Source organism: Enterobacter cloacae complex sp. IR53030, assembly GCF_049238365.1.
In the GTDB taxonomy this organism is placed as follows: domain Bacteria; phylum Pseudomonadota; class Gammaproteobacteria; order Enterobacterales; family Enterobacteriaceae; genus Enterobacter; species Enterobacter kobei.
The window spans coordinates 176,128-194,241 of the sequence record NZ_JBMKHA010000007.1; the positions used below are offsets into that span (position 1 = coordinate 176,128).

The following is an 18,114-nucleotide window of genomic DNA, read 5'->3' on the forward strand; positions in this document are numbered from 1 at the left end:
CATTTCTGTAAGCAACACGCTATAGATACATACTCTTTTGTGGCATGGATCGAAAAAAGGACTCCTCTGATGATTAAGTTTAGTGCAACGCTTCTGGCGACGCTGATTGCAGCGAGCGTGCAGGCGGCGACGGTAGATCTGCGTATTCTGGAAACGACCGATCTGCACAGCAACATAATGGACTTCGATTACTACAAAGATACCCCTACCGAAAAATTCGGTCTGGTCCGCACGGCAAGTTTGATCGATGCCGCGCGGGGTGAAGTGAAAAATAGCGTGCTGGTGGACAACGGCGATCTTATTCAGGGTAGTCCACTCGGGGATTACATGGCCGCGAAGGGGCTAAAGAAAGGCGAGATCCATCCCGTTTATAAGGCGATGAATACGCTGGATTATGCCGTCGGCAACCTGGGCAACCACGAATTTAACTACGGCCTGAAGTACCTGCACGATGCGCTGGCTGGCGCAAAATTCCCCTACGTTAACGCCAACATCATCGACGTTAAGACGCAGAAGCCGCTCTTTACCCCCTATCTGATTAAAGAGACCGAGGTTGTCGATCAGGACGGTAAAAAACAGACGCTTAAAATCGGCTATATCGGCTTCGTGCCACCGCAAATCATGACCTGGGATAAAGCCAACCTCGCCGGTAAAGTGACCGTTAACGATATTACCGAAACTGCGCGCAAATACGTGCCGGAAATGCGCGAAAAAGGGGCAGATCTGGTGGTGGTGGTTGCGCACTCGGGACTCTCCGCCGACCCGTATCAGGCCATGGCGGAAAACTCCGTTTATTATCTGAGTGAAGTCCCGGGCGTCGATGCGATCCTGTTCGGCCACGCCCACGCGGTCTTCCCGGGTAAGGACTTTGCCAGCATTAAGGGCGCAGACATCGAGAAAGGGACGCTCAATGGCGTGCCGTCGGTGATGCCGGGCATGTGGGGCGACCACCTTGGGGTGGTGGATCTGGTACTCAATAACGACGGCGGCAGCTGGAAGGTCACTCAGTCAAAAGCAGAGGCGCGTCCGATTTACGACGCTGCGGCTAAAAAATCACTGGCCGCTGAAGATAAAAAACTGGTCGACGTGCTGAAGCACGATCACGACGCCACCCGCGAATTCGTCAGCAAGCCGATCGGCCAATCCGCCGATAATATGTATAGCTTCCTGGCGCTGGTGCAGGATGACCCAACCGTTCAGGTCGTCAACATGGCGCAGAAGGCCTATGCCGAACACTTTGTTCAGGGCGATCCGGATCTGGCAAAACTGCCGGTGCTGTCTGCCGCTGCGCCATTCAAAGTTGGCGGGCGTAAGAACGACCCGGCAAGCTATGTCGAAGTTGAGAAAGGCCAGCTGACGTTCCGTAACGCCGCCGATCTCTATCTCTATCCGAACACGCTGGTGGTGGTGAAAGCGACGGGTAAAGAAGTGAAGGAATGGCTGGAGTGCTCTGCCGGACAGTTTAACCAGATCGATCCGAAGAGCAGTAAACCGCAGTCACTGATTAACTGGGATGGCTTCCGAACCTATAACTTTGACGTGATCGATGGCGTGAATTATCAGATTGACGTTACCCAACCCGCGAAATATGACGGCGAGTGCCAGGCCATTAACCCGCAGGCCGAGCGCATCAAAAACCTGACCTTCAACGGTAAGGCGATCGATCCGAATGCCACCTTCCTGGTGGTAACCAATAACTACCGCGCCTATGGCGGTAAGTTTGCCGGTACGGGAGATAACCACATCGCCTTTGCTTCACCGGACGAAAACCGCTCGGTACTGGCGGCGTGGATCAGTGCTGAGTCGAAGAAGGCGGGCGAAATTCACCCGGCCGTGGATAACAACTGGCGTCTGGCACCGATCCACAGCGATACGAAACTGGATATCCGCTTTGAAACGTCACCGTCCGATAAGGCCGCCGCGTTCATTAAGGATAAGGCGCTGTATCCGATGAAGAAGGTGGCGACCGATGATATTGGCTTCGCGATTTATCAGGTTGACCTAAGCAAGTCGCGGTGATTGTGTCGGGTGGCGCTTCGCTTACCCGACCTACGAGATCGGGTAGGCCGGGTAAGGCGAAGCCGCCACCCGGCATGTCACGCCGCCCGATCGTCCCGATTCGCCATCACCTTCGGCGTATTCACCTCAATCCAGTCCGCCAGCGCAGCCACTTTCTCACTGACCTCAATCCCCATCGGCGTCAGGCTATACTCTACGTGCGGCGGCACAACCGGATATGACACGCGATCGACAAACCCGTCCTGCTCCAGCGCCTGAAGCGACTGGGACAGCATCTTTTCGCTTACCCCGCCCATTTTGCGGCGCAGATCGCTGAAGCGATGCGTTCCCTGACGCAGGGCCAGCAGAATCAGCACGCCCCAGCGGCTGGTAACGTGTTTGAGCACCTCCCGGGAAGGACACTGTTCCGCAAAGAGGTTGCCATCGCGCATTTGTTCGCTGAGTGTCGGTATCGTTGTTTTCATACTTACCTTTTTGTACGTACTTACTAAAAGTTAGCTATGGTGCTAGTGTGCCATAACACCAGACAAACACGAAGGAGATTCATCATGATTGCGATTACCGGCGCTACCGGCCAGCTTGGCCAATACGTTATTGAAGAACTACTGAAAACGGTTCCGGCAAACGAGATTGTCGCCATTGTCCGTAACCCGGCGAAAGCCGACGCCTTAAGCCAGCAGGGAATTGTAGTTCGTCAGGCGGATTACACGAACGAAGCCGCCTTCACCGCCGCGCTGAGCGGCGTGGATAAGCTGCTGCTGATCTCCTCCAGCGAAGTCGGCCAGCGTGCAACCCAACATCAGAACGTCATTAACGCCGCCAAAGCCGCTGGCGTGAAATTCATCGCCTACACCAGCCTGCTGCATGCGGATCGCTCCCCGCTGGGCCTGCACGTTGAACACGTCGAGACGGAGAAAGCGCTGGCGGCGTCCGGCATTCCTTATGCCCTGCTGCGCAATGGCTGGTATACCGAAAACTATCTGGCAAGCGCGCCACCGGCGATTGAGCATGGCGTGTTTATAGGTGCGGCAGGCGAAGGCAAAATTGCCTCTGCAACCCGTGCAGACTACGCCGCTGCCGCAGCCAAAGTGATCGCTGAAGAGGGTCATGCTGGCAAGGTATATGAACTGGCTGGCGACCAAGGCTGGACGCTGAGCGAGCTGGCGGCTGAACTCAGCAAACAGAGCGGGAAGCCGGTGACCTATCAGAATCTCAGCGAAGCCGATTTTGCCGCCGCGCTGAAGGGGGTGGGTCTACCTGCGGGGCTGGCGGATATGCTCGCGGACTCCGACGTGGGTGCATCCAAAGGCGGCCTGTTTGACGACAGCCATACCCTGAGCACACTGCTCGGCCGCCCGACCACGCCGCTGGCGGAGAGCATTAAAGCCATTCTGTAATTGTTACAGATTGGTTATTTTTTGTGGCATCCCCTCGGGTCATCTCTGATAATGAAGCGATGACCACGAGGAGGCTCAACGTGCAAGGCGTACCGGAACAGTTCATTGATGAGAGAGACAGCGCGCGCTTTCGCCATCTGGCGCAGGTGCCGGGCATCGAACTCTATCACGCGCATATTTCCCGCTACGCCTTTGAGCCTCACACCCATGAAGCCTTCGGGATCGGCACGATTGAAACCGGTGCCGAACGTTTTCGCTATCGCGGTACCCAGCACCTCGCGCCGGAGAAATCCGTCGTTACCATGAACCCGGACGAGATCCACACCGGGGAATCCGCCACCGAAGGCGGCTGGCGCTACCGGATGGTTTACATCGAACCTGACCTGCTGGAAGAGGTAACCGGCCTCCGGCACTGGTGGTTCAGCGAGGTGACCCGTTTTGACCCCCAGCGCTCGCAGCAAATCGGCAGGCTCATCTACGGCCTGTGGCATACGGACGATCCGCTGGCGCAAAAAGGATTATTGCTGGATCTGATTGAGACCTTTCAGCCCCTGGCCCATCACGCGCCGGTGGTTCAGGAAGGTGCGCACCGCTTCGAACGTGTGCGCGAGTATCTGCATGACAACTATATGCACTCCCTGACGCTGGATGAGCTGGCCAACGTCGTTTCGCTCAGTCCGTATCATTTTCAGCGCCAGTTCAAAGCCTATTTCCACGTTACGCCGCACCAGATGCTGATGGCTATCCGCCTGTGGCGCGCCAAAGCGTTCCTCACCCACGGCATGCCCGCAGCTGAGGTCGCTGCGGCGACGGGGCTGACCGACCAGTCACATTTGACCCGGGCATTTACCCGCCGCTACGGCATTACGCCCGTGCGCTACCAGAAGCAGGTCACCCGGCGCTAATGCGCAATCTCATACAATACGCGCGCATTTGCCCCTCCTACACTGAGCGCAACGTGAAGCAATAGGGATGGAAAAATGATTAGTGGCGTGTTGTATGCCCTGCTGGCAGGGATGATGTGGGGGCTGATTTTTGTTGGCCCGCTGATCGTGCCCGAATACCCGGCAATACTGCAGTCGACCGGACGTTATCTGGCGCTGGGGCTGATAGCCTTACCTCTGGCATGGCTGGGACGCGCGCGCCTGCGTCAGCTTAGCCGTCAGGACTGGCGCACCGCGCTGGCGCTGACCATGATGGGCAACCTCATCTATTACGTTTGCCTGGCGAGTGCCATTCAACGCACCGGGGCCCCGGTCTCGACCATGATTATCGGCACACTGCCGGTTGTCATCCCCATCTTTGCTAACCTGCTCTATAGCCACCGCGATGGCAAACTGGCGTGGCCAAAAATGGTGCCTGCGCTGTTGTGTACCGCCGTAGGGCTGATATGCGTCAATATTGCCGAGCTGCGTCATGGGCTGGAGGACTTTGATCTGTGGCGTTACGGCTCCGGCATTCTGCTGGCGTTCGTTTCCGTGGCGTGTTGGGCATGGTATGCCCTGCGCAATGCGCGCTGGCTGCGTGAGAACCCGGACAAGCATCCGATGATGTGGGCGACGGCTCAGGCCTTGGTCACATTGCCCGTTTCACTGCTGGGATATGTTGGGGCGTGCCTCTGGTTAGGCCATCAACAGCCCGATTTCGCCCAACCCTTCGGACCCAGACCGTGGGTATTTGTTGCCCTGATGGTGGCGATTGCGGTGCTGTGTTCCTGGGTGGGCGCGCTGTGCTGGAACATTGCCAGCCAGAAACTGCCAACGGTGATCCTGGGGCCGCTGATTGTTTTCGAAACCCTGGCCGGGCTGCTTTATACCTTCCTGATGCGCCAGAGCGTACCGCCTGTATTAACGGCCTGTGGGATTGTGTTGCTGGTCGTTGGGGTGGTGATGGCGGTGAGAGCGAAGCCGGAAAAACCGAGGGTTGTGTCAGCATCAGAAGTGTGATTTTTGCCGGGTGGCGGCTACGCCTTACCCGGCCTACACGGAGCGATTTTGTAGGCCGGGTAAGCGTCAGCGCCACCCGGCACCAGGTTAAAACGTTTCCCAGTTCGCTTCAGGCACGCTCGCTGCGGGCTGCGCTTTCGGCACGTAGGTTTTCACCGGCGCGGCTTTGACCGCCTGATTACGGGTAATTTTAAACACCGCCACCGCGTCATTCAGGCGTGCAGCCTGATCTTCCAGCGCGGCCGCCGCGGCCGCAGACTCCTCGACCAGCGAGGCGTTCTGCTGGGTCACGCGATCCATTTCAGCCACCGCCTGGCCCACCTGGTCGATACCGCGGCTCTGCTCGTCAGAGGCTGAGGCGATTTCGCCCATAATGTCCGTCACGCGGGTGACCGCATTGACGATCTCCGCCATCGTCGCCCCGGCTTCGTTAACCAGCTGCGAGCCGGCGTTCACGCGCACGCCGGAATCGTCGATCAGCGCTTTGATCTCTTTCGCCGCCTGAGCACTGCGCTGGGCGAGGGTACGTACTTCCCCTGCGACCACCGCAAAGCCACGGCCCTGTTCACCTGCACGCGCAGCCTCTACCGCCGCGTTCAACGCCAGAATGTTGGTCTGGAAAGCAATACCGTCGATTACGTTGGTAATTTGCGCAATTTTACTGGAACTGGTGGCGATTTCGTCCATCGTGCGCACGACACCTTCCACCACGTTCCCGCCCTTCTTCGCCGTTGAGGAGGCATCCAGTGCCAGACGGGAAGCCTGACGGGCGTTATCGGCGTTCTGCTTCACGGTGGCCGTCAGCTGTTCCATGCTGGCTGCCGTTTCTTCCAGGGAAGCCGCCTGCTGCTCAGTACGGGAAGAAAGGTCGTTACTCCCGGCAGAAATTTCACCGGCTCCGGTGTAGATGGTGTCGGCACCTTCACGCACCACGCCAACGGTGTTCGCCAGCGAGGTCTGCATCTCCTGCACGTTGCGCGCCAGGATCGCCATTTCGTTCTTACCGTCAGCCTGAATCGGCTGGGTTAAATCCCCTGCCGCAATGGCGCGAATATGGTTGATCACCTCTTCCAGAGGCAGCAGCAGCACGCGTCGCATGGCGATCCAGCTGGAAATAATCACCACAATGACCAGCAGCATTACCGCAGAGAGGATCCACAGAATGCGTTTGTAGTCGCTTTCATTGTCCTGAATGCCTTTATCGGTAAGCGTTGCCTGTGCTTCGCGCCACTCGCGATAAACCGCCTGCATCGCAGTCTGTTTTTGCTCAGCGTTCTGCTTGAACATGTCTTCCAGATTGCCCTGGCTCAGCAGCACGTTCATTTGCGTCAGCGTTGAGGAGTAAATGCGGTATTGCTCCTCCAGTCGCTTCGCCAGATTCTCGTCCAGGCCCGGCGTATTCGGCAGGGCATAGTATTTATCGTAATGGACCTGCGCATCAGCCAGCAGATTTTTCGCCGTGTTGACCAGCTCATTGAGCTGACCACCGTTAATCTGTGAAGCCATGCTGCTTTGCAGACGCAGCATCCCACGGTTCAGCGTCACGCGCGCCTGGTTCAGGCTGATCCACGCATCGGTAAACTCCGCCACATTCTTGCTGGAGAGCTGCGACACGGTGAAATTGTCTTTATCGTTGTTCAGCGCGTTGATAAAGATCCCCGCGGAAATCACTTGCATGATGCCGAGTACAAGCAGCACCGAAATAAGAAGAGTAATAACTTTTATACGTTTAAACATACGTTGCCTTTGTTATATGCAGGTTTGTCTGACGTGGATATATCGGCAGGCAAGGCGGGTTGTTTACTGTTTCTCCACCTTTAAAAACTTTCTAAACCACTTTCCTGAGTCCATTCAGGGCGTTAACCCGGATAATTTTTTGTGACTTACGTCTCACTTTTACCCTTCCCTCTAAAGGGTTATAGCGCCGCCATAAAGATGCATTTAAAATGCACCTTATATTCTTGATGACGAGGTAACTGCTATGGCCTTTCGCGACCAACCCCTCGGCGAGCTGGCGCTCTCCATCCCTCGCGCTTCTGCGCTGTTCCGTAAATACGATATGGATTACTGCTGCGGCGGTAAGCAAACCCTCGCGCGAGCGGCCTCACGTAAGGAGCTGGATGTGGAGGTGATTGAAGCAGAGCTGGCGCAACTGGCCGAACAGCCTGTTGATAAAGACTGGCGTACCGCCCCGCTCGCAGAAATCATCGACCACATTATTGTGCGTTACCACGATCGCCACCGGGAGCAACTGCCGGAGCTGATCCTGCAGGCGACCAAAGTCGAGCGCGTACATGCTGACAAACCTTCCGTACCCCGCGGTCTGGCGAAATATCTGACCATGCTGCACGAAGAGCTTTCCAGCCACATGATGAAAGAAGAACAGATCCTTTTCCCGATGATTAAACAGGGAATGGGCAGCCAGGCAATGGGTCCGATTAGCGTGATGGAAAGCGAGCATGATGATGCGGGCGAACTGCTGGAAGTGATCAAACACACCACCCACAACGTCACACCGCCGCCAGAGGCGTGCACCACCTGGAAAGCGATGTACAACGGCATTAACGAGATGATCGATGACCTGATGGAACACATCAGTCTTGAGAACAACGTGTTGTTCCCGCGGGCATTAGCTGGGGAATAAAAAAAGCCGCTGCGGCCTGATGCCCTCTCCCACAGGGAGAGGGTGCAAAAACTAAAAACGGCAACTGAAGTTGCCGTTTTGCTTTTATCTTACGCCTGCCATACGTTTCTTACCGATAAACACCCAGCCCAGCCCCAGCGCGATAAACCACAGCGGCGTAACAATCAGCGCCTGACGGGTATCATCTTCCAGCGTCAGCAGCACCAGCACGAAAACGAAGAACGCCATGCACACCCAGCACATCAGCTTGCCCAGCGGCATCTTGTAGATCGACTTCTCATGCAGGTGTGGACGCTGTTTGCGGTACACCAGGTACGAGCAGAGGATAATGGTCCAGACGAACATAAACAGGATTGCAGAGACCGTGGTGATCATAGTGAACGCGCCAATCACGCTTGGGTTCACGTAGAGCATGACCACGCCGCCCAGCAGGCACATGCAGGAGAAAGTCAACCCTTTCGCCGGTACCGCACGCTTAGACAGTTTCGCAAAGGCGCTCGGCGCCACGCCCTCCTGCGCCAGACCAAACAGCATACGGCTGGTTGAGAACACGCCGCTGTTCGCGGACGACGCCGCAGAGGTCAGCACGACGAAGTTAATCAGGCTTGCCGCAGCGGGCAGCCCTACCAGCACAAACAGTTCAACGAACGGGCTCTTGCTCGGCACCACGGAGCTCCACGGCGTCACGGACATAATGATGATCAGCGCAAAGACGTAGAACATGATGATACGAACCGGAATCGAGTTAATGGCGCGCGGGAGAGACTTCTCGGGATCTTTAGTTTCGGCCGCCGTGGTTCCCACCAGCTCAATGCCCACAAACGCGAACACCGCAATCTGGAAGCCGGCAAAGAAGCCGCTGATGCCTTTCGGGAACCAGCCGCCGTCATTCCACAGATGGGTAAATGACGCCTGTACGCCGGTTGGCGACTGGAAGTGCGTCAGTACCATCACCAGGCCCACAACAATCAGCCCCACGATAGCGACAATCTTGATCATCGCGAACCAGAACTCCATCTCACCGAACATTTTTACGGTGGCGAGGTTGAGGCTCAGCAGCAAAGCGATAACCGCCAGCGAGGCCACCCAGTCTGACAGTCCCGGGAACCAGAACTGTGCGTAGGCGGTAATCGCCACGACGTCCGCCATACCGGTAACAACCCAGCAGAACCAGTAGGTCCAGCCGGTGAAATAGCCTGCCCATGGACCGAGCAGGTCAGACGCGAAGTCGCTGAAGGATTTGTATTCGAGGTTCGAGAGCAGCAATTCACCCATTGCCCGCATCACGAAGAACAGCATGAAACCAATGATCATATAAACGAAGATGATCGACGGCCCGGCAAGACTGATGGTTTTGCCTGACCCCATAAACAGCCCGGTCCCGATGGCCCCACCTATGGCGATAAGCTGAATATGACGGTTTGTGAGATTGCGCCGTAGCGACTGTTCAGACGTCGCCTCTTCTGCAGCGGCGACTTTGACCTGATCTACCATGTAATTTTTCCTGTTTATGCCTGTCTGTGTTGTTAAGGCTCTTCTGGCCTTTAAATACGTCAAAAGATGACGTTCCCCTTGTAAGGGCTTATCGATATTAGGTAAGAATCGGCGGGATGAATACTATGATTTAGATATTATGTTAATAATATGTTGAAAGTGAGTGTCATATCACTCATACAGCGCGAAACAGCTCACAAAAATACACGCAAAAGTTTCGTTTGCAAGATAAAATATTGATAACGTCGTAACTATAGGTTTTATCACTATTTTCCTCTCCCCGAACGGAGAGAGGAAATAAGAAAAGTCGATTACAGGATTTCCAGCAGCTCGACTTCAAATACCAGGGTGCTGAATGGCGGGATGGATGCGCCAGCACCACGCTCGCCGTAAGCCAGGTTGTGCGGAATAGTCAGTTCCCATTTGGAGCCAACTGGCATCAGGGTCAGCGCTTCAATCCAGCCTGCGATCACGCCGTTGACCGGGAATTCTGCCGGTTCGCCACGCGCCACGGAGCTGTCAAACACGGTGCCGTCGATCAGTTTACCGGTATAATGTACGCGAACGTGGTCGGTACGTGCCGGGATTGCGCCGTCGCCCTGGTTGATCACGCGGAACTGCAGGCCAGACTCGGTGCTGTTCACGCCTTCACGCTCACGGTTCTCTTCCAGATATTTCACGCCTTCGGCCGCCATCTCTTCGAAACGCGCGCGACGCACAGCGTCAGCACGTTCATGAATTTCACGCAGCGCGCGGTGAACAACGTCAACCGGAACAGCAGGCTGTTTACCTTCCAGCGCGTCAGCGATACCCGCCACCAGCGCTTCTGGTAACAGACCTTCCAGGCCGGATTCGCTCAGCTGCTGTCCTACCTGCAAGCCGATACCGTAACTTGCCTGCGCTTCGATAGTGTCAAAAGTCGGGGTGGTCATGGGTTTTCCTTCCATCACATTTAAAGTAGCGGGCAGCATAGCAGCCATGCCCTTATGGGTAAAACTTTGTCTGAAGTTAAGGTGACAAACCGCGACGAAACAGAAACAATAGAGACAACCAGGATTAATCCCGAACTGATGTCACGGATGTCGGGTTTGCTACGCCGTTCAGGCAGTTAGCAAACTATACTTCGATGCACAGGATAAAAAAGACGCGGAGCAGGAGGAGAGCCATGCCCGGGCGATTTGAACTGAAACCTACCCTGGCGAAAATCTGGCAGGCGCCGGACGATTTTCGCATTATGGACCCGCTGCCTCCCCTGCATCGCAGAGGGATTATCATTGGTGCGCTGATGGTGATCGTAGGCTTCCTGCTTCCTTCCGGCGGTGATGATGTCGATACCGCCCCTGTCACCCGCAATGCACAACTGGATATTCAGTCGCAAACGCGGCCGCAGCCTGATGCACAGCCGATGCAAACGCAGCTGGTGACCCCTTCGAACGATCCGGGTCAGGTCGCGCCGGTTGAACCGGAACCCGTCCAGGAAGATCAGGCTCAAACCTCCGCCCCGGTAGAGCAGCAGGCTCAGCAGCCTACGGGCATTGAGCAGCAGTGGCGCTCCTATCGCGTCGAGCCGGGTAAAACCCTGGCGCAGCTTTTCCGCGATCACAACCTGCCGCCGACTGACGTGTATGCCATGGCAAAAGTGGAAGGTGCGGGGAAGCCGCTCAGTAACCTGCAGAATGGTCAGATGGTACAGATTCGCCAGAATGCCAGCGGTGTGGTGACAGGCTTAACGATTGATACAGGAAATGGTCAGCAGGTGCTGTTTACCCGCCAGCCGGACGGCAGTTTTGTCCGGGCGCGTTAAGGACCTGGTTCTTTAAAAAGCAAAACGCCGGCACAAGGCCGGCGTTTCAACGTGAGCAGAGTAAAAAATTACTCAGCTACAACGTTAACAACCAGTTTAGCGAACACTTCGCTGTGAACCTGGAAGTCAACTTCGTGCTCACCAGTGGTACGCAGAACGCCGTTCGGCATGCGAACTTCGCTCTTAGCCACTTTAACGCCTGCTGCAGTCACTGCATCAGCGATATCGCGGGTACCGATGGAACCGAACAGTTTACCTTCGTCGCCAGCTTTAGACGCGATGGTAACGGTGCCCAGTGCGTTGATTGCTTCAGCGCGAGCGTTAGCAGCCGCCAGAACGTCAGCCAGTTTGGCTTCCAGTTCAGCACGACGTGCTTCGAAAAACTCTACGTTTTTCTTAGTAGCTGGAACAGCTTTACCCTGTGGAACCAGGAAGTTACGAGCGTAACCCGCTTTAACGTTTACCTGATCACCCAGGCTGCCCAGGTTTGCTACTTTATCAAGCAGAATAACTTGCATTACCTTATCCTCTTAAAGTCGTATTAATGGACCGTGCCCGATTACTGATGACGATCAGTGTACGGCAGCAGGGACAGGTAGCGAGCGCGTTTGATAGCGCGAGCCAGCTGACGCTGATATTTTGCACGAGTACCGGTGATACGGCTTGGGACAATCTTACCGCTTTCGGTGATGTAGTTTTTCAGCGTTGCGATATCTTTATAGTCGATCTCTTGAACGCCTTCCGCGGTGAAACGGCAGAACTTGCGACGACGGAAATAACGTGCCATATGGCTAGTCTCCAGAATCTATCAAATCAATCTGCTCGGCATGCAGAACCATTTTGCTCAGGCCGTTCTTTGCCTTGTGGCAAGAGATGAACCCCTGAACGATTACTGCGCTACCGACCGTTAAACTGTGAGTAATGGCCTGGTTTTCGTGTCCGCTAATAATAACGGGCATTTGGCACCACGCCTGCCGGTGAAACCCGGCTTCCTCTTGCACAGAACGATGCTCAAGCACGAACTGGCAATGCGGAATTCCTGATGGACTGACCTTTCGAAGGGGAGCCCTGCATACGATGCCGGACAACGCCAGACGGTTGGTCATCAGAAATTACTCTTCAGAATCCCCAGCATCAGAATCATCTGCGGTTTCGTTTGCGAAATCATCGCGACGCTCACGGCGCTCGTCTTTCGCTTTAACCATCGGAGATGCTTCGGTAACTGCGTTTTTGGTACGCATAACCATGCTGCGGATAACGGCATCGTTGAAGCGGAAGGTAGTTTCCAGCTCATCGATCACTTCCTGCGGCGCTTCAACGTTCATCAGAACGTAGTGTGCTTTGTGCAGTTTGTTGATCGGGTAAGCCAGCTGACGGCGGCCCCAGTCTTCCAGACGGTGGATCGTACCTTCTGCACCAGTGATGGCAGCAGAGTAACGCTCGATCATACCCGGAACCTGTTCGCTCTGGTCAGGATGGACCATAAAAACGATTTCGTAATGACGCATCGAATTGCTCCTTACGGATTATTCAGCCTCCTGTCTGGGTCAGCCGAGGCCCGGGGAGGCAAGGAACGTGTTAAAGGTCGGCTGAAAAATTGACGCGTCATAATACTTGCGCGCCCCTGGAAACTCAAGCTGATTGCACAAATAATTCGCACAAAGCGTAAAGCGGGTCTAAGTGGGTGATTTAAAATTGAACACACCAGGAAGCGTTGTTTTTTTGAACAACTGCATCAGAAATGGTCACGCATCCCCGCCGTATGAATGATTACACTTTAATCAGAGAACACCTGAATTAAAGAAGGAGTATCCCCTCTCTCACAGCACGCAGTCGTGGAGCGCATATCATGAAAAAAATCGCATTAGCCATTATGGCTGCGCTTTTGCTCAGTGCAAACGCGATGGCAGCCATCAAAATAGACGGCCGGCAGGCCAGGAACATGGATGATGTGCAAAGCTTAGGCGTAATCTATATCAATCATAATTTCGCCACTGAAAGCGAAGCAGATCAGGCACTAAATGAAGAGACCGATGCCCAGGGCGCAACCTATTACCACGTGATGTTAATCCGTGAACCCGGCAGCAACGGCAATATGCACGCCAGTGCAGACATTTACCGATAACGCTTTAACGCTAGCACCAGGAAAGCCAACAACGAGAACATAGCCATAGTTTACGTTGCCCCCTGCCCGGGGGCTTTTTTTGTAAATGGCTCTGAAATACCACCGGTTACAACTGTTTTTCGGTATTCCAGAGCACTTATTTACTTCTGCCCGTAATAGGCATTCGGGCCGTGCTTGCGCATGAAATGCTTGTTCATCAGGTAATCATCAATCCCCTGAAGCTGTGGATTAATGTCGCGGGCAATCCACGCCATTTTGGCCACCTCTTCCATCACCACAGCATTATGCACAGCGTCGTGAGCATCTTTACCCCAGGAGAACGGACCGTGCTGGTACACCACAATTCCCGGCGTATGCAGCGGTTCTGCCTCACCCAGCGTTTCGATAATCACCTTGCCGGTGTTGAGCTCGTACTCGCCGTCCACCTCGGCCTGCGTTAACGCGCGCGTGCAGGGAATATCCCCGAAGAAGTAATCCGCGTGCGTCGTGCCCAGCGCCGGGATGGCAAGCCCAGCCTGTGCCCAGGCGGTGGCATGGGTTGAGTGGGTATGCACTACCCCGCCGAGGGAGGGATAACGTCGATAAAGCGCCAGATGGGTAGCGGTATCCGAAGAAGGACGCCACTGTCCCTCTACGACGTTTCCTTCAAGGTCCACGACAACCATATCGTCGACCTTCATGGTCTCATACGCCACTCCGCTGGGTTTAATGACGATGAGGCCGCGCTCTCGGTCAATCGCGCTGACGTTACCCCAGGTGAACGTTACCAGGCCATAGCGCGGCAAATCCATATTGGCTTCAAAGACCTGCTGTTTAAGCTTAAGCATGTTCCACCTCCAGCAAACCTGCTCGCGCCATACGCTCGCGCACCCAGTCCCGCGCGTTTGCCACTTCCGCTGCCGGGTCGTCAGACGTCTCGCTCCACATCTCAATCAGGTAAGGCCCGCAATACCCTGTCTGCTTGAGCGTCTCGAAGCATCGTTCGAACTCCACCACCCCGGTGCCGAACGGTACGTTTTTAAACACGCCTGGACGGGTATCTTTGACGTGCACCGCCACGATATGCCCGATGCCCGCCTGCAGCTCCATCTGCACGTCGTTATCCCATGCCGACAGGTTGCCGATATCCGGATAGAGCTGGAACCACGGATTATTCAGATAGTGCGCGTAGCCCAGTGCCTTGCTGATGGAGTTCATTAACGGGTAGTCCATGATCTCCATCGCCAGCGTCACCTGCGCGCGGCTTGCCATTTCAACGCTCTCTTTCAGACCGTCACGGAAACGACGGCGCGTTTCATCGTTGGCTTCCTGATAGTAAACGTCATAACCCGCCAGCTGGATCACACGGATACCGACATCCTGAGCAAAGCGAATGGCTTTGCGCATGATCTCCAGCCCCTGCGCCCGCACGGCATCATCTTCGCTGCCGAGGGGAAAACGACGGTGAGCGCTCAGGCACATGGACGGCACGCGCACGCCCGTTTCGGCAATGGCGCTCACCAGCGCCAGACGTTGCTCGCGGCTCCAGTCGAGGCGAGAGAGGCGTTCATCCGTCTCATCCACTGACATTTCGACAAAATCGAAACCCAGCTGCTTCGCCAGCTGTAACCGCGCCAGCCAGCACTCCCCCGCAGGGAGTGCCTTTTCATAGATGCCAAGCGGAACCTGTTTTGACAACATACCCGCTCCTTAGCCCCAAAGCTGAGCGATTGAGCGTTTGAACTGACGCGCTGCTTCCACCGGAGACGCCGCGTCACGGATGCTACGACCCGCGATAAAGACGTGAATCGGGATACCCTTGAACAGCGGCAGATCTTCCAGCGCCAGGCCACCGGTCACGGTCACTTTGAAGCCCATTTCGGCCAGACGTTTAATCGCGCTGATGTCCGCGTCGCCCCACGCCACGCCAGCGGCCTGCGCATCACGGCTGCGGTGGTACACCACCTGCTGGATCCCCGCATCGCGCCACGCCTGTGCCTGCTCCCAGGTCCAGAAACCGGTCAGTTCAATCTGCACGTCGCCGTTAAACTCTTTTGCCACGTCCAGCGCGCCTTTAGCGGTATTGATATCCGCGCAGCAGATCACGGTGACCCAGTCGGCGTTGGCTTCAAAACACATGCGGGAGAGGATTTTGCCCGCGTCAGCGATTTTGGCATCAGCCAGTACGATTTTGTGCGGGTAGAGCGCCTTCAGGTCACGAACGGCGCGAACGCCTTCGCCCACGCACAGAATGGTACCCACTTCAATGATGTCTACCTCTTCGGCGATCAGGCGGGTGGTTTCATAAGCATCGGACAGCGTCTGGTTATCCAGCGCAACCTGCAACATTGGTAATGACATGTTCAATTCCTCTTAAACGGCCGCCGCAGTGGCGTTATCAATTAAATCCAGCACTTCCTGCGCGGTACGGCAGGCGCGTAAACGGTCAAAATTGGCTTCATCATCAAACAGATTGACGATCTGCATGATGCCCACCTCCTGGTGGGTATTTGCATCGACGGCAGCCATGGTGATCAGGATATCGACCGGGTCGTTATCTTCATGGTTGAAGACCAGCGGCGTTTTCAGCGTGACCAGCGCAAAGCCGGTTTTCTTCACGCCCTCTTCCGGGCGGCCGTGCGGCATAGCCAGCCCCGGGGCAATCACAAAATAGGGGCCGTGCTGCGCCACGCCATCCAGAATGGCCTGGTAATAACGCGGCTCGACAACGTCCGCCTTAACCAGCAGATCCACGCTCAGCTTCACCGCTTCCTGCCAGGTGCTGGCGTCAGCCTGCAAAAGGATGGAGTCATTCTCTGCCAGCGAATCTCGTAGTTTCATGTCGGGTCCTTACTTCACGTCTTGTGGGAAGTGTTCTTTGATCACTTCCAGCAGTTTTGGTCCGAAATCCGCAGGCGACAGCATGTTGCGCACGCCCACCACATATTTGTTGCCCGACACGCTAATCTCGCCGGCAATGTGAGTTGACGCGATGATGATGTCTGCGCCGTTCAGCTCACTTTTGTATTCACCCACTGCGCAGCTGTTTACCGTGTGGTCGATGTTTGACTGGGTTAAAAACTGGTCCACTTTCATCTTCATGATCATGGAGCTGCCTTGCCCATTGCCACACACAGCCAGGATACGTACGGTCATAATCTAAACTCCTTAGTGAGCAGAAACTTCTGCTGTTTGTTTTTCTGCATCTTCTTCTGCTCGCAGCGAACGGCCAGCGAAGAACATATAAGCCAGTGCAATCAGGATGATGACGGCCATAAAGACCAGCCCGACGGACGCAAAGCCCTGCATCATCGGCGGCGCCAGGATTGACCAGTCCGCCATGCCCATCCAGGCGCTCATACCGGTGAGCTTGACCGCCCACACGCAACCGAAGATTTCCACCATCCCCATCACCAGGCAGATCTTGAGCGCTGCACGCCAGCCGCCGAAGTGGTTAGCAAAGACGCCGATGGTGGCGTTGGAGAAGAACATCGGGATAAAGCCAGGAATAATCAGGATTGAGGAGCCGCAGGCCACCAGGATACCCACCGCAATCAGCTGGCCGACGGTGCCCCACATAAAGCCCCAGACGACGGCGTTTGGCGCGAAGCTATAGATGGCCGCACAGTCAATTGCCAGAACGGCTCCCGGGATCAGGCGCTGAGAGATGCCGTTGAAGGCTTCAGAGAGCTCGGCGACGAACATACGCACGCCCTGGGTGATAATGAAAATGGCCACCGCGAAGGAGAAACCGGTCTGCAGGATATAAATCGTCCAGTGCGTTTTGCCCGCCATCGCCTGCACAACGTCAATGCCAAAGGAGAGCAGAATGGCGCCGAAGAACAGGGTCATCACAATCGCCGTCGAGACGATGTTGTCGTGGAAGATATTCAGCCAACCGGGCATCTTGAGGTCTTCAACGCTCTCCTCTTTTTTCCCTAGCCACGGCGCAACTTTATAAGCAACCCAGGCCGCAAACTGCTGCTGATGGCCGATGGAGAAGCCACAGCCGTCGGTCACTTCCTGGGTCGGCTTGTACATCATGTTGGAGGTGATGCCCCAATAGAGCGAGACCAGCACCGCGGTGCAGATAATCGTGGTCCACATTGGGTAACCGAAGATATAGAGAGAAACCGCGATCAGACCCGCCTGCTGGAACATGATGTGACCGGTAAGCATGATGGTGCGAATACCGGTAATGCGACGCAGCAACACGTAGATAATGTTCAGCGCCAGCGCGAGCAGAACCGCGTAACCCACCCAGCTGTAGGCGTCACCCATGCGGTCAATCGTGGCCATCATAGAGGCATAAGTATCGGAAATTGCACCGTTTATACCGTAGACCTCCGCCATTTTGGCGACGACTGGCTTAAACGTGCTGGTCAGGATGCCTGACCCCGCCTGCAACAGCATAAAACCGATAATGGTCTTAATCGTGCCTTTGATGATCACGCTGACGCTTTTACGCAGCAGGATGTAACCCAGGCACGTCACGATACCCAGCAGCAGCGGGGCGTTGGTCATTACCTGATTGAAGAAAACGGTAAAGACGTTGTAGAGGATCTCCATAACTCTCTCCAGAAATGAGAACACGAGGGGCAATCCCTGTGTGGTTGGTGTCATCACTCTAGTAATCACAAATAATCATCACAAGATTGAATTTGATTATTTGTGACGCATCACGCAAATTATTTCCATGGTGTTAG

Annotated in this window: 21 protein-coding genes; 7 read left to right on the forward strand and 14 right to left on the reverse strand. The window is 55.3% G+C overall.

Features of this window, described 5'->3' with window-relative positions; all coding sequences use genetic code 11:
• The first annotated feature begins 69 nt into the window (after positions 1-69).
• A complete protein-coding gene (locus ACOTXR_RS09875; protein WP_058690311.1) occupies positions 70-2,019 on the forward strand; it encodes a bifunctional 2',3'-cyclic-nucleotide 2'-phosphodiesterase/3'-nucleotidase in 1,950 nt (649 codons plus the stop codon).
• Between the two features lie 77 nt (positions 2,020-2,096).
• On the opposite strand, the gene ACOTXR_RS09880 is transcribed toward ACOTXR_RS09875, so the two are convergent.
• Positions 2,097-2,483 (reverse strand): winged helix-turn-helix transcriptional regulator, encoded by a 387-nt coding sequence (locus ACOTXR_RS09880; RefSeq protein ID WP_023331869.1) that lies wholly within the window; start codon positions 2,481-2,483, stop codon positions 2,097-2,099.
• 84 nt (positions 2,484-2,567) lie between these two features.
• Between ACOTXR_RS09880 and ACOTXR_RS09885 the strand changes: the two genes are divergently transcribed.
• The 3 genes from ACOTXR_RS09885 to ACOTXR_RS09895 all read left to right on the forward strand — a co-directional run bounded on the left by ACOTXR_RS09885 (position 2,568) and on the right by ACOTXR_RS09895 (position 5,362).
• Positions 2,568-3,416: an SDR family oxidoreductase gene (locus ACOTXR_RS09885; protein ID WP_222834756.1), complete on the forward strand. Its 849-nt coding sequence runs from the start codon at positions 2,568-2,570 to the stop codon at positions 3,414-3,416.
• An 80-nt stretch (positions 3,417-3,496) separates the two neighbouring features.
• Entirely contained in the window at positions 3,497-4,321 is an 825-nt protein-coding gene (locus ACOTXR_RS09890) for an AraC family transcriptional regulator (RefSeq protein ID WP_058690313.1), read from the forward strand.
• A 75-nt stretch (positions 4,322-4,396) separates the two neighbouring features.
• Complete coding sequence (locus tag ACOTXR_RS09895; protein ID WP_014882250.1) at positions 4,397-5,362, forward strand: DMT family transporter; 966 nt, start codon at positions 4,397-4,399, stop codon at positions 5,360-5,362.
• 87 nt (positions 5,363-5,449) lie between these two features.
• On the opposite strand, the gene ACOTXR_RS09900 is transcribed toward ACOTXR_RS09895, so the two are convergent.
• Positions 5,450-7,099: a methyl-accepting chemotaxis protein gene (locus ACOTXR_RS09900; protein ID WP_058690314.1), complete on the reverse strand. Its 1,650-nt coding sequence runs from the start codon at positions 7,097-7,099 to the stop codon at positions 5,450-5,452.
• Between the two features lie 244 nt (positions 7,100-7,343).
• Here ACOTXR_RS09900 and ytfE point away from each other — a divergent pair, with 244 nt between their 5' ends.
• Positions 7,344-8,006: an iron-sulfur cluster repair protein YtfE gene (ytfE, locus tag ACOTXR_RS09905; protein ID WP_045134413.1), complete on the forward strand. Its 663-nt coding sequence runs from the start codon at positions 7,344-7,346 to the stop codon at positions 8,004-8,006.
• Positions 8,007-8,090: 84 nt separating this feature from the next.
• On the opposite strand, the gene cycA is transcribed toward ytfE, so the two are convergent.
• Entirely contained in the window at positions 8,091-9,500 is a 1,410-nt protein-coding gene (gene cycA / locus ACOTXR_RS09910; RefSeq protein ID WP_014882247.1) for a D-serine/D-alanine/glycine transporter, read from the reverse strand.
• A gap of 311 nt (positions 9,501-9,811) precedes the next feature.
• On the reverse strand, positions 9,812-10,432 hold the full coding sequence (gene fklB, locus ACOTXR_RS09915; RefSeq protein ID WP_008502892.1) for an FKBP-type peptidyl-prolyl cis-trans isomerase: 621 nt from the start codon (positions 10,430-10,432) through the stop codon (positions 9,812-9,814).
• 233 nt (positions 10,433-10,665) lie between these two features.
• On the opposite strand from fklB, the gene ACOTXR_RS09920 reads away from it, so the two are divergent.
• Entirely contained in the window at positions 10,666-11,304 is a 639-nt protein-coding gene (locus ACOTXR_RS09920; RefSeq protein WP_058690315.1) for an OapA family protein, read from the forward strand.
• A 68-nt stretch (positions 11,305-11,372) separates the two neighbouring features.
• Here the strand turns inward: ACOTXR_RS09920 and rplI are convergent, their stop codons facing one another.
• The 4 genes from rplI to rpsF are packed head-to-tail and all read right to left on the reverse strand — an operon-like array spanning position 11,373 to position 12,812.
• On the reverse strand, positions 11,373-11,822 hold the full coding sequence (gene rplI, locus ACOTXR_RS09925; protein WP_006810372.1) for a 50S ribosomal protein L9: 450 nt from the start codon (positions 11,820-11,822) through the stop codon (positions 11,373-11,375).
• A 41-nt stretch (positions 11,823-11,863) separates the two neighbouring features.
• On the reverse strand, positions 11,864-12,091 hold the full coding sequence (gene rpsR, locus ACOTXR_RS09930) for a 30S ribosomal protein S18 (protein WP_000135199.1): 228 nt from the start codon (positions 12,089-12,091) through the stop codon (positions 11,864-11,866).
• 4 nt (positions 12,092-12,095) lie between these two features.
• Entirely contained in the window at positions 12,096-12,410 is a 315-nt protein-coding gene (gene priB / locus ACOTXR_RS09935; protein ID WP_008502895.1) for a primosomal replication protein N, read from the reverse strand.
• Positions 12,411-12,416: 6 nt separating this feature from the next.
• A complete protein-coding gene (gene rpsF, locus ACOTXR_RS09940) occupies positions 12,417-12,812 on the reverse strand; it encodes a 30S ribosomal protein S6 (RefSeq protein ID WP_014068637.1) in 396 nt (131 codons plus the stop codon).
• A gap of 341 nt (positions 12,813-13,153) precedes the next feature.
• Between rpsF and yjfY the strand changes: the two genes are divergently transcribed.
• Complete coding sequence (yjfY, locus tag ACOTXR_RS09945) at positions 13,154-13,429, forward strand: DUF1471 family protein YjfY (RefSeq protein WP_014882245.1); 276 nt, start codon at positions 13,154-13,156, stop codon at positions 13,427-13,429.
• 140 nt (positions 13,430-13,569) lie between these two features.
• On the opposite strand, the gene ACOTXR_RS09950 is transcribed toward yjfY, so the two are convergent.
• From ACOTXR_RS09950 to ulaA, 6 genes are read right to left on the reverse strand one after another with little or no spacing between them, the layout of a single operon-like run.
• A complete protein-coding gene (locus ACOTXR_RS09950) occupies positions 13,570-14,256 on the reverse strand; it encodes an L-ribulose-5-phosphate 4-epimerase (protein ID WP_014882244.1) in 687 nt (228 codons plus the stop codon).
• Complete coding sequence (locus ACOTXR_RS09955) at positions 14,249-15,109, reverse strand: L-ribulose-5-phosphate 3-epimerase (protein WP_014882243.1); 861 nt, start codon at positions 15,107-15,109, stop codon at positions 14,249-14,251. The genes ACOTXR_RS09950 and ACOTXR_RS09955 overlap by 8 nt, the downstream gene beginning before the upstream one ends.
• Positions 15,110-15,118: 9 nt before the next feature.
• Positions 15,119-15,769 carry a 3-keto-L-gulonate-6-phosphate decarboxylase UlaD gene (ulaD, locus tag ACOTXR_RS09960; RefSeq protein WP_032637676.1) on the reverse strand — a complete coding sequence of 217 codons (651 nt, stop codon included), beginning with the start codon at positions 15,767-15,769 and terminating at the stop codon, positions 15,119-15,121.
• Between the two features lie 12 nt (positions 15,770-15,781).
• Positions 15,782-16,249 (reverse strand): PTS ascorbate transporter subunit IIA, encoded by a 468-nt coding sequence (gene ulaC, locus ACOTXR_RS09965; protein ID WP_014882241.1) that lies wholly within the window; start codon positions 16,247-16,249, stop codon positions 15,782-15,784.
• 9 nt (positions 16,250-16,258) lie between these two features.
• Positions 16,259-16,564 (reverse strand): PTS ascorbate transporter subunit IIB, encoded by a 306-nt coding sequence (ulaB, locus tag ACOTXR_RS09970; RefSeq protein WP_003856022.1) that lies wholly within the window; start codon positions 16,562-16,564, stop codon positions 16,259-16,261.
• A gap of 12 nt (positions 16,565-16,576) precedes the next feature.
• On the reverse strand, positions 16,577-17,977 hold the full coding sequence (ulaA, locus tag ACOTXR_RS09975; protein WP_047625914.1) for a PTS ascorbate transporter subunit IIC: 1,401 nt from the start codon (positions 17,975-17,977) through the stop codon (positions 16,577-16,579).
• Positions 17,978-18,114 lie beyond the last annotated feature (137 nt).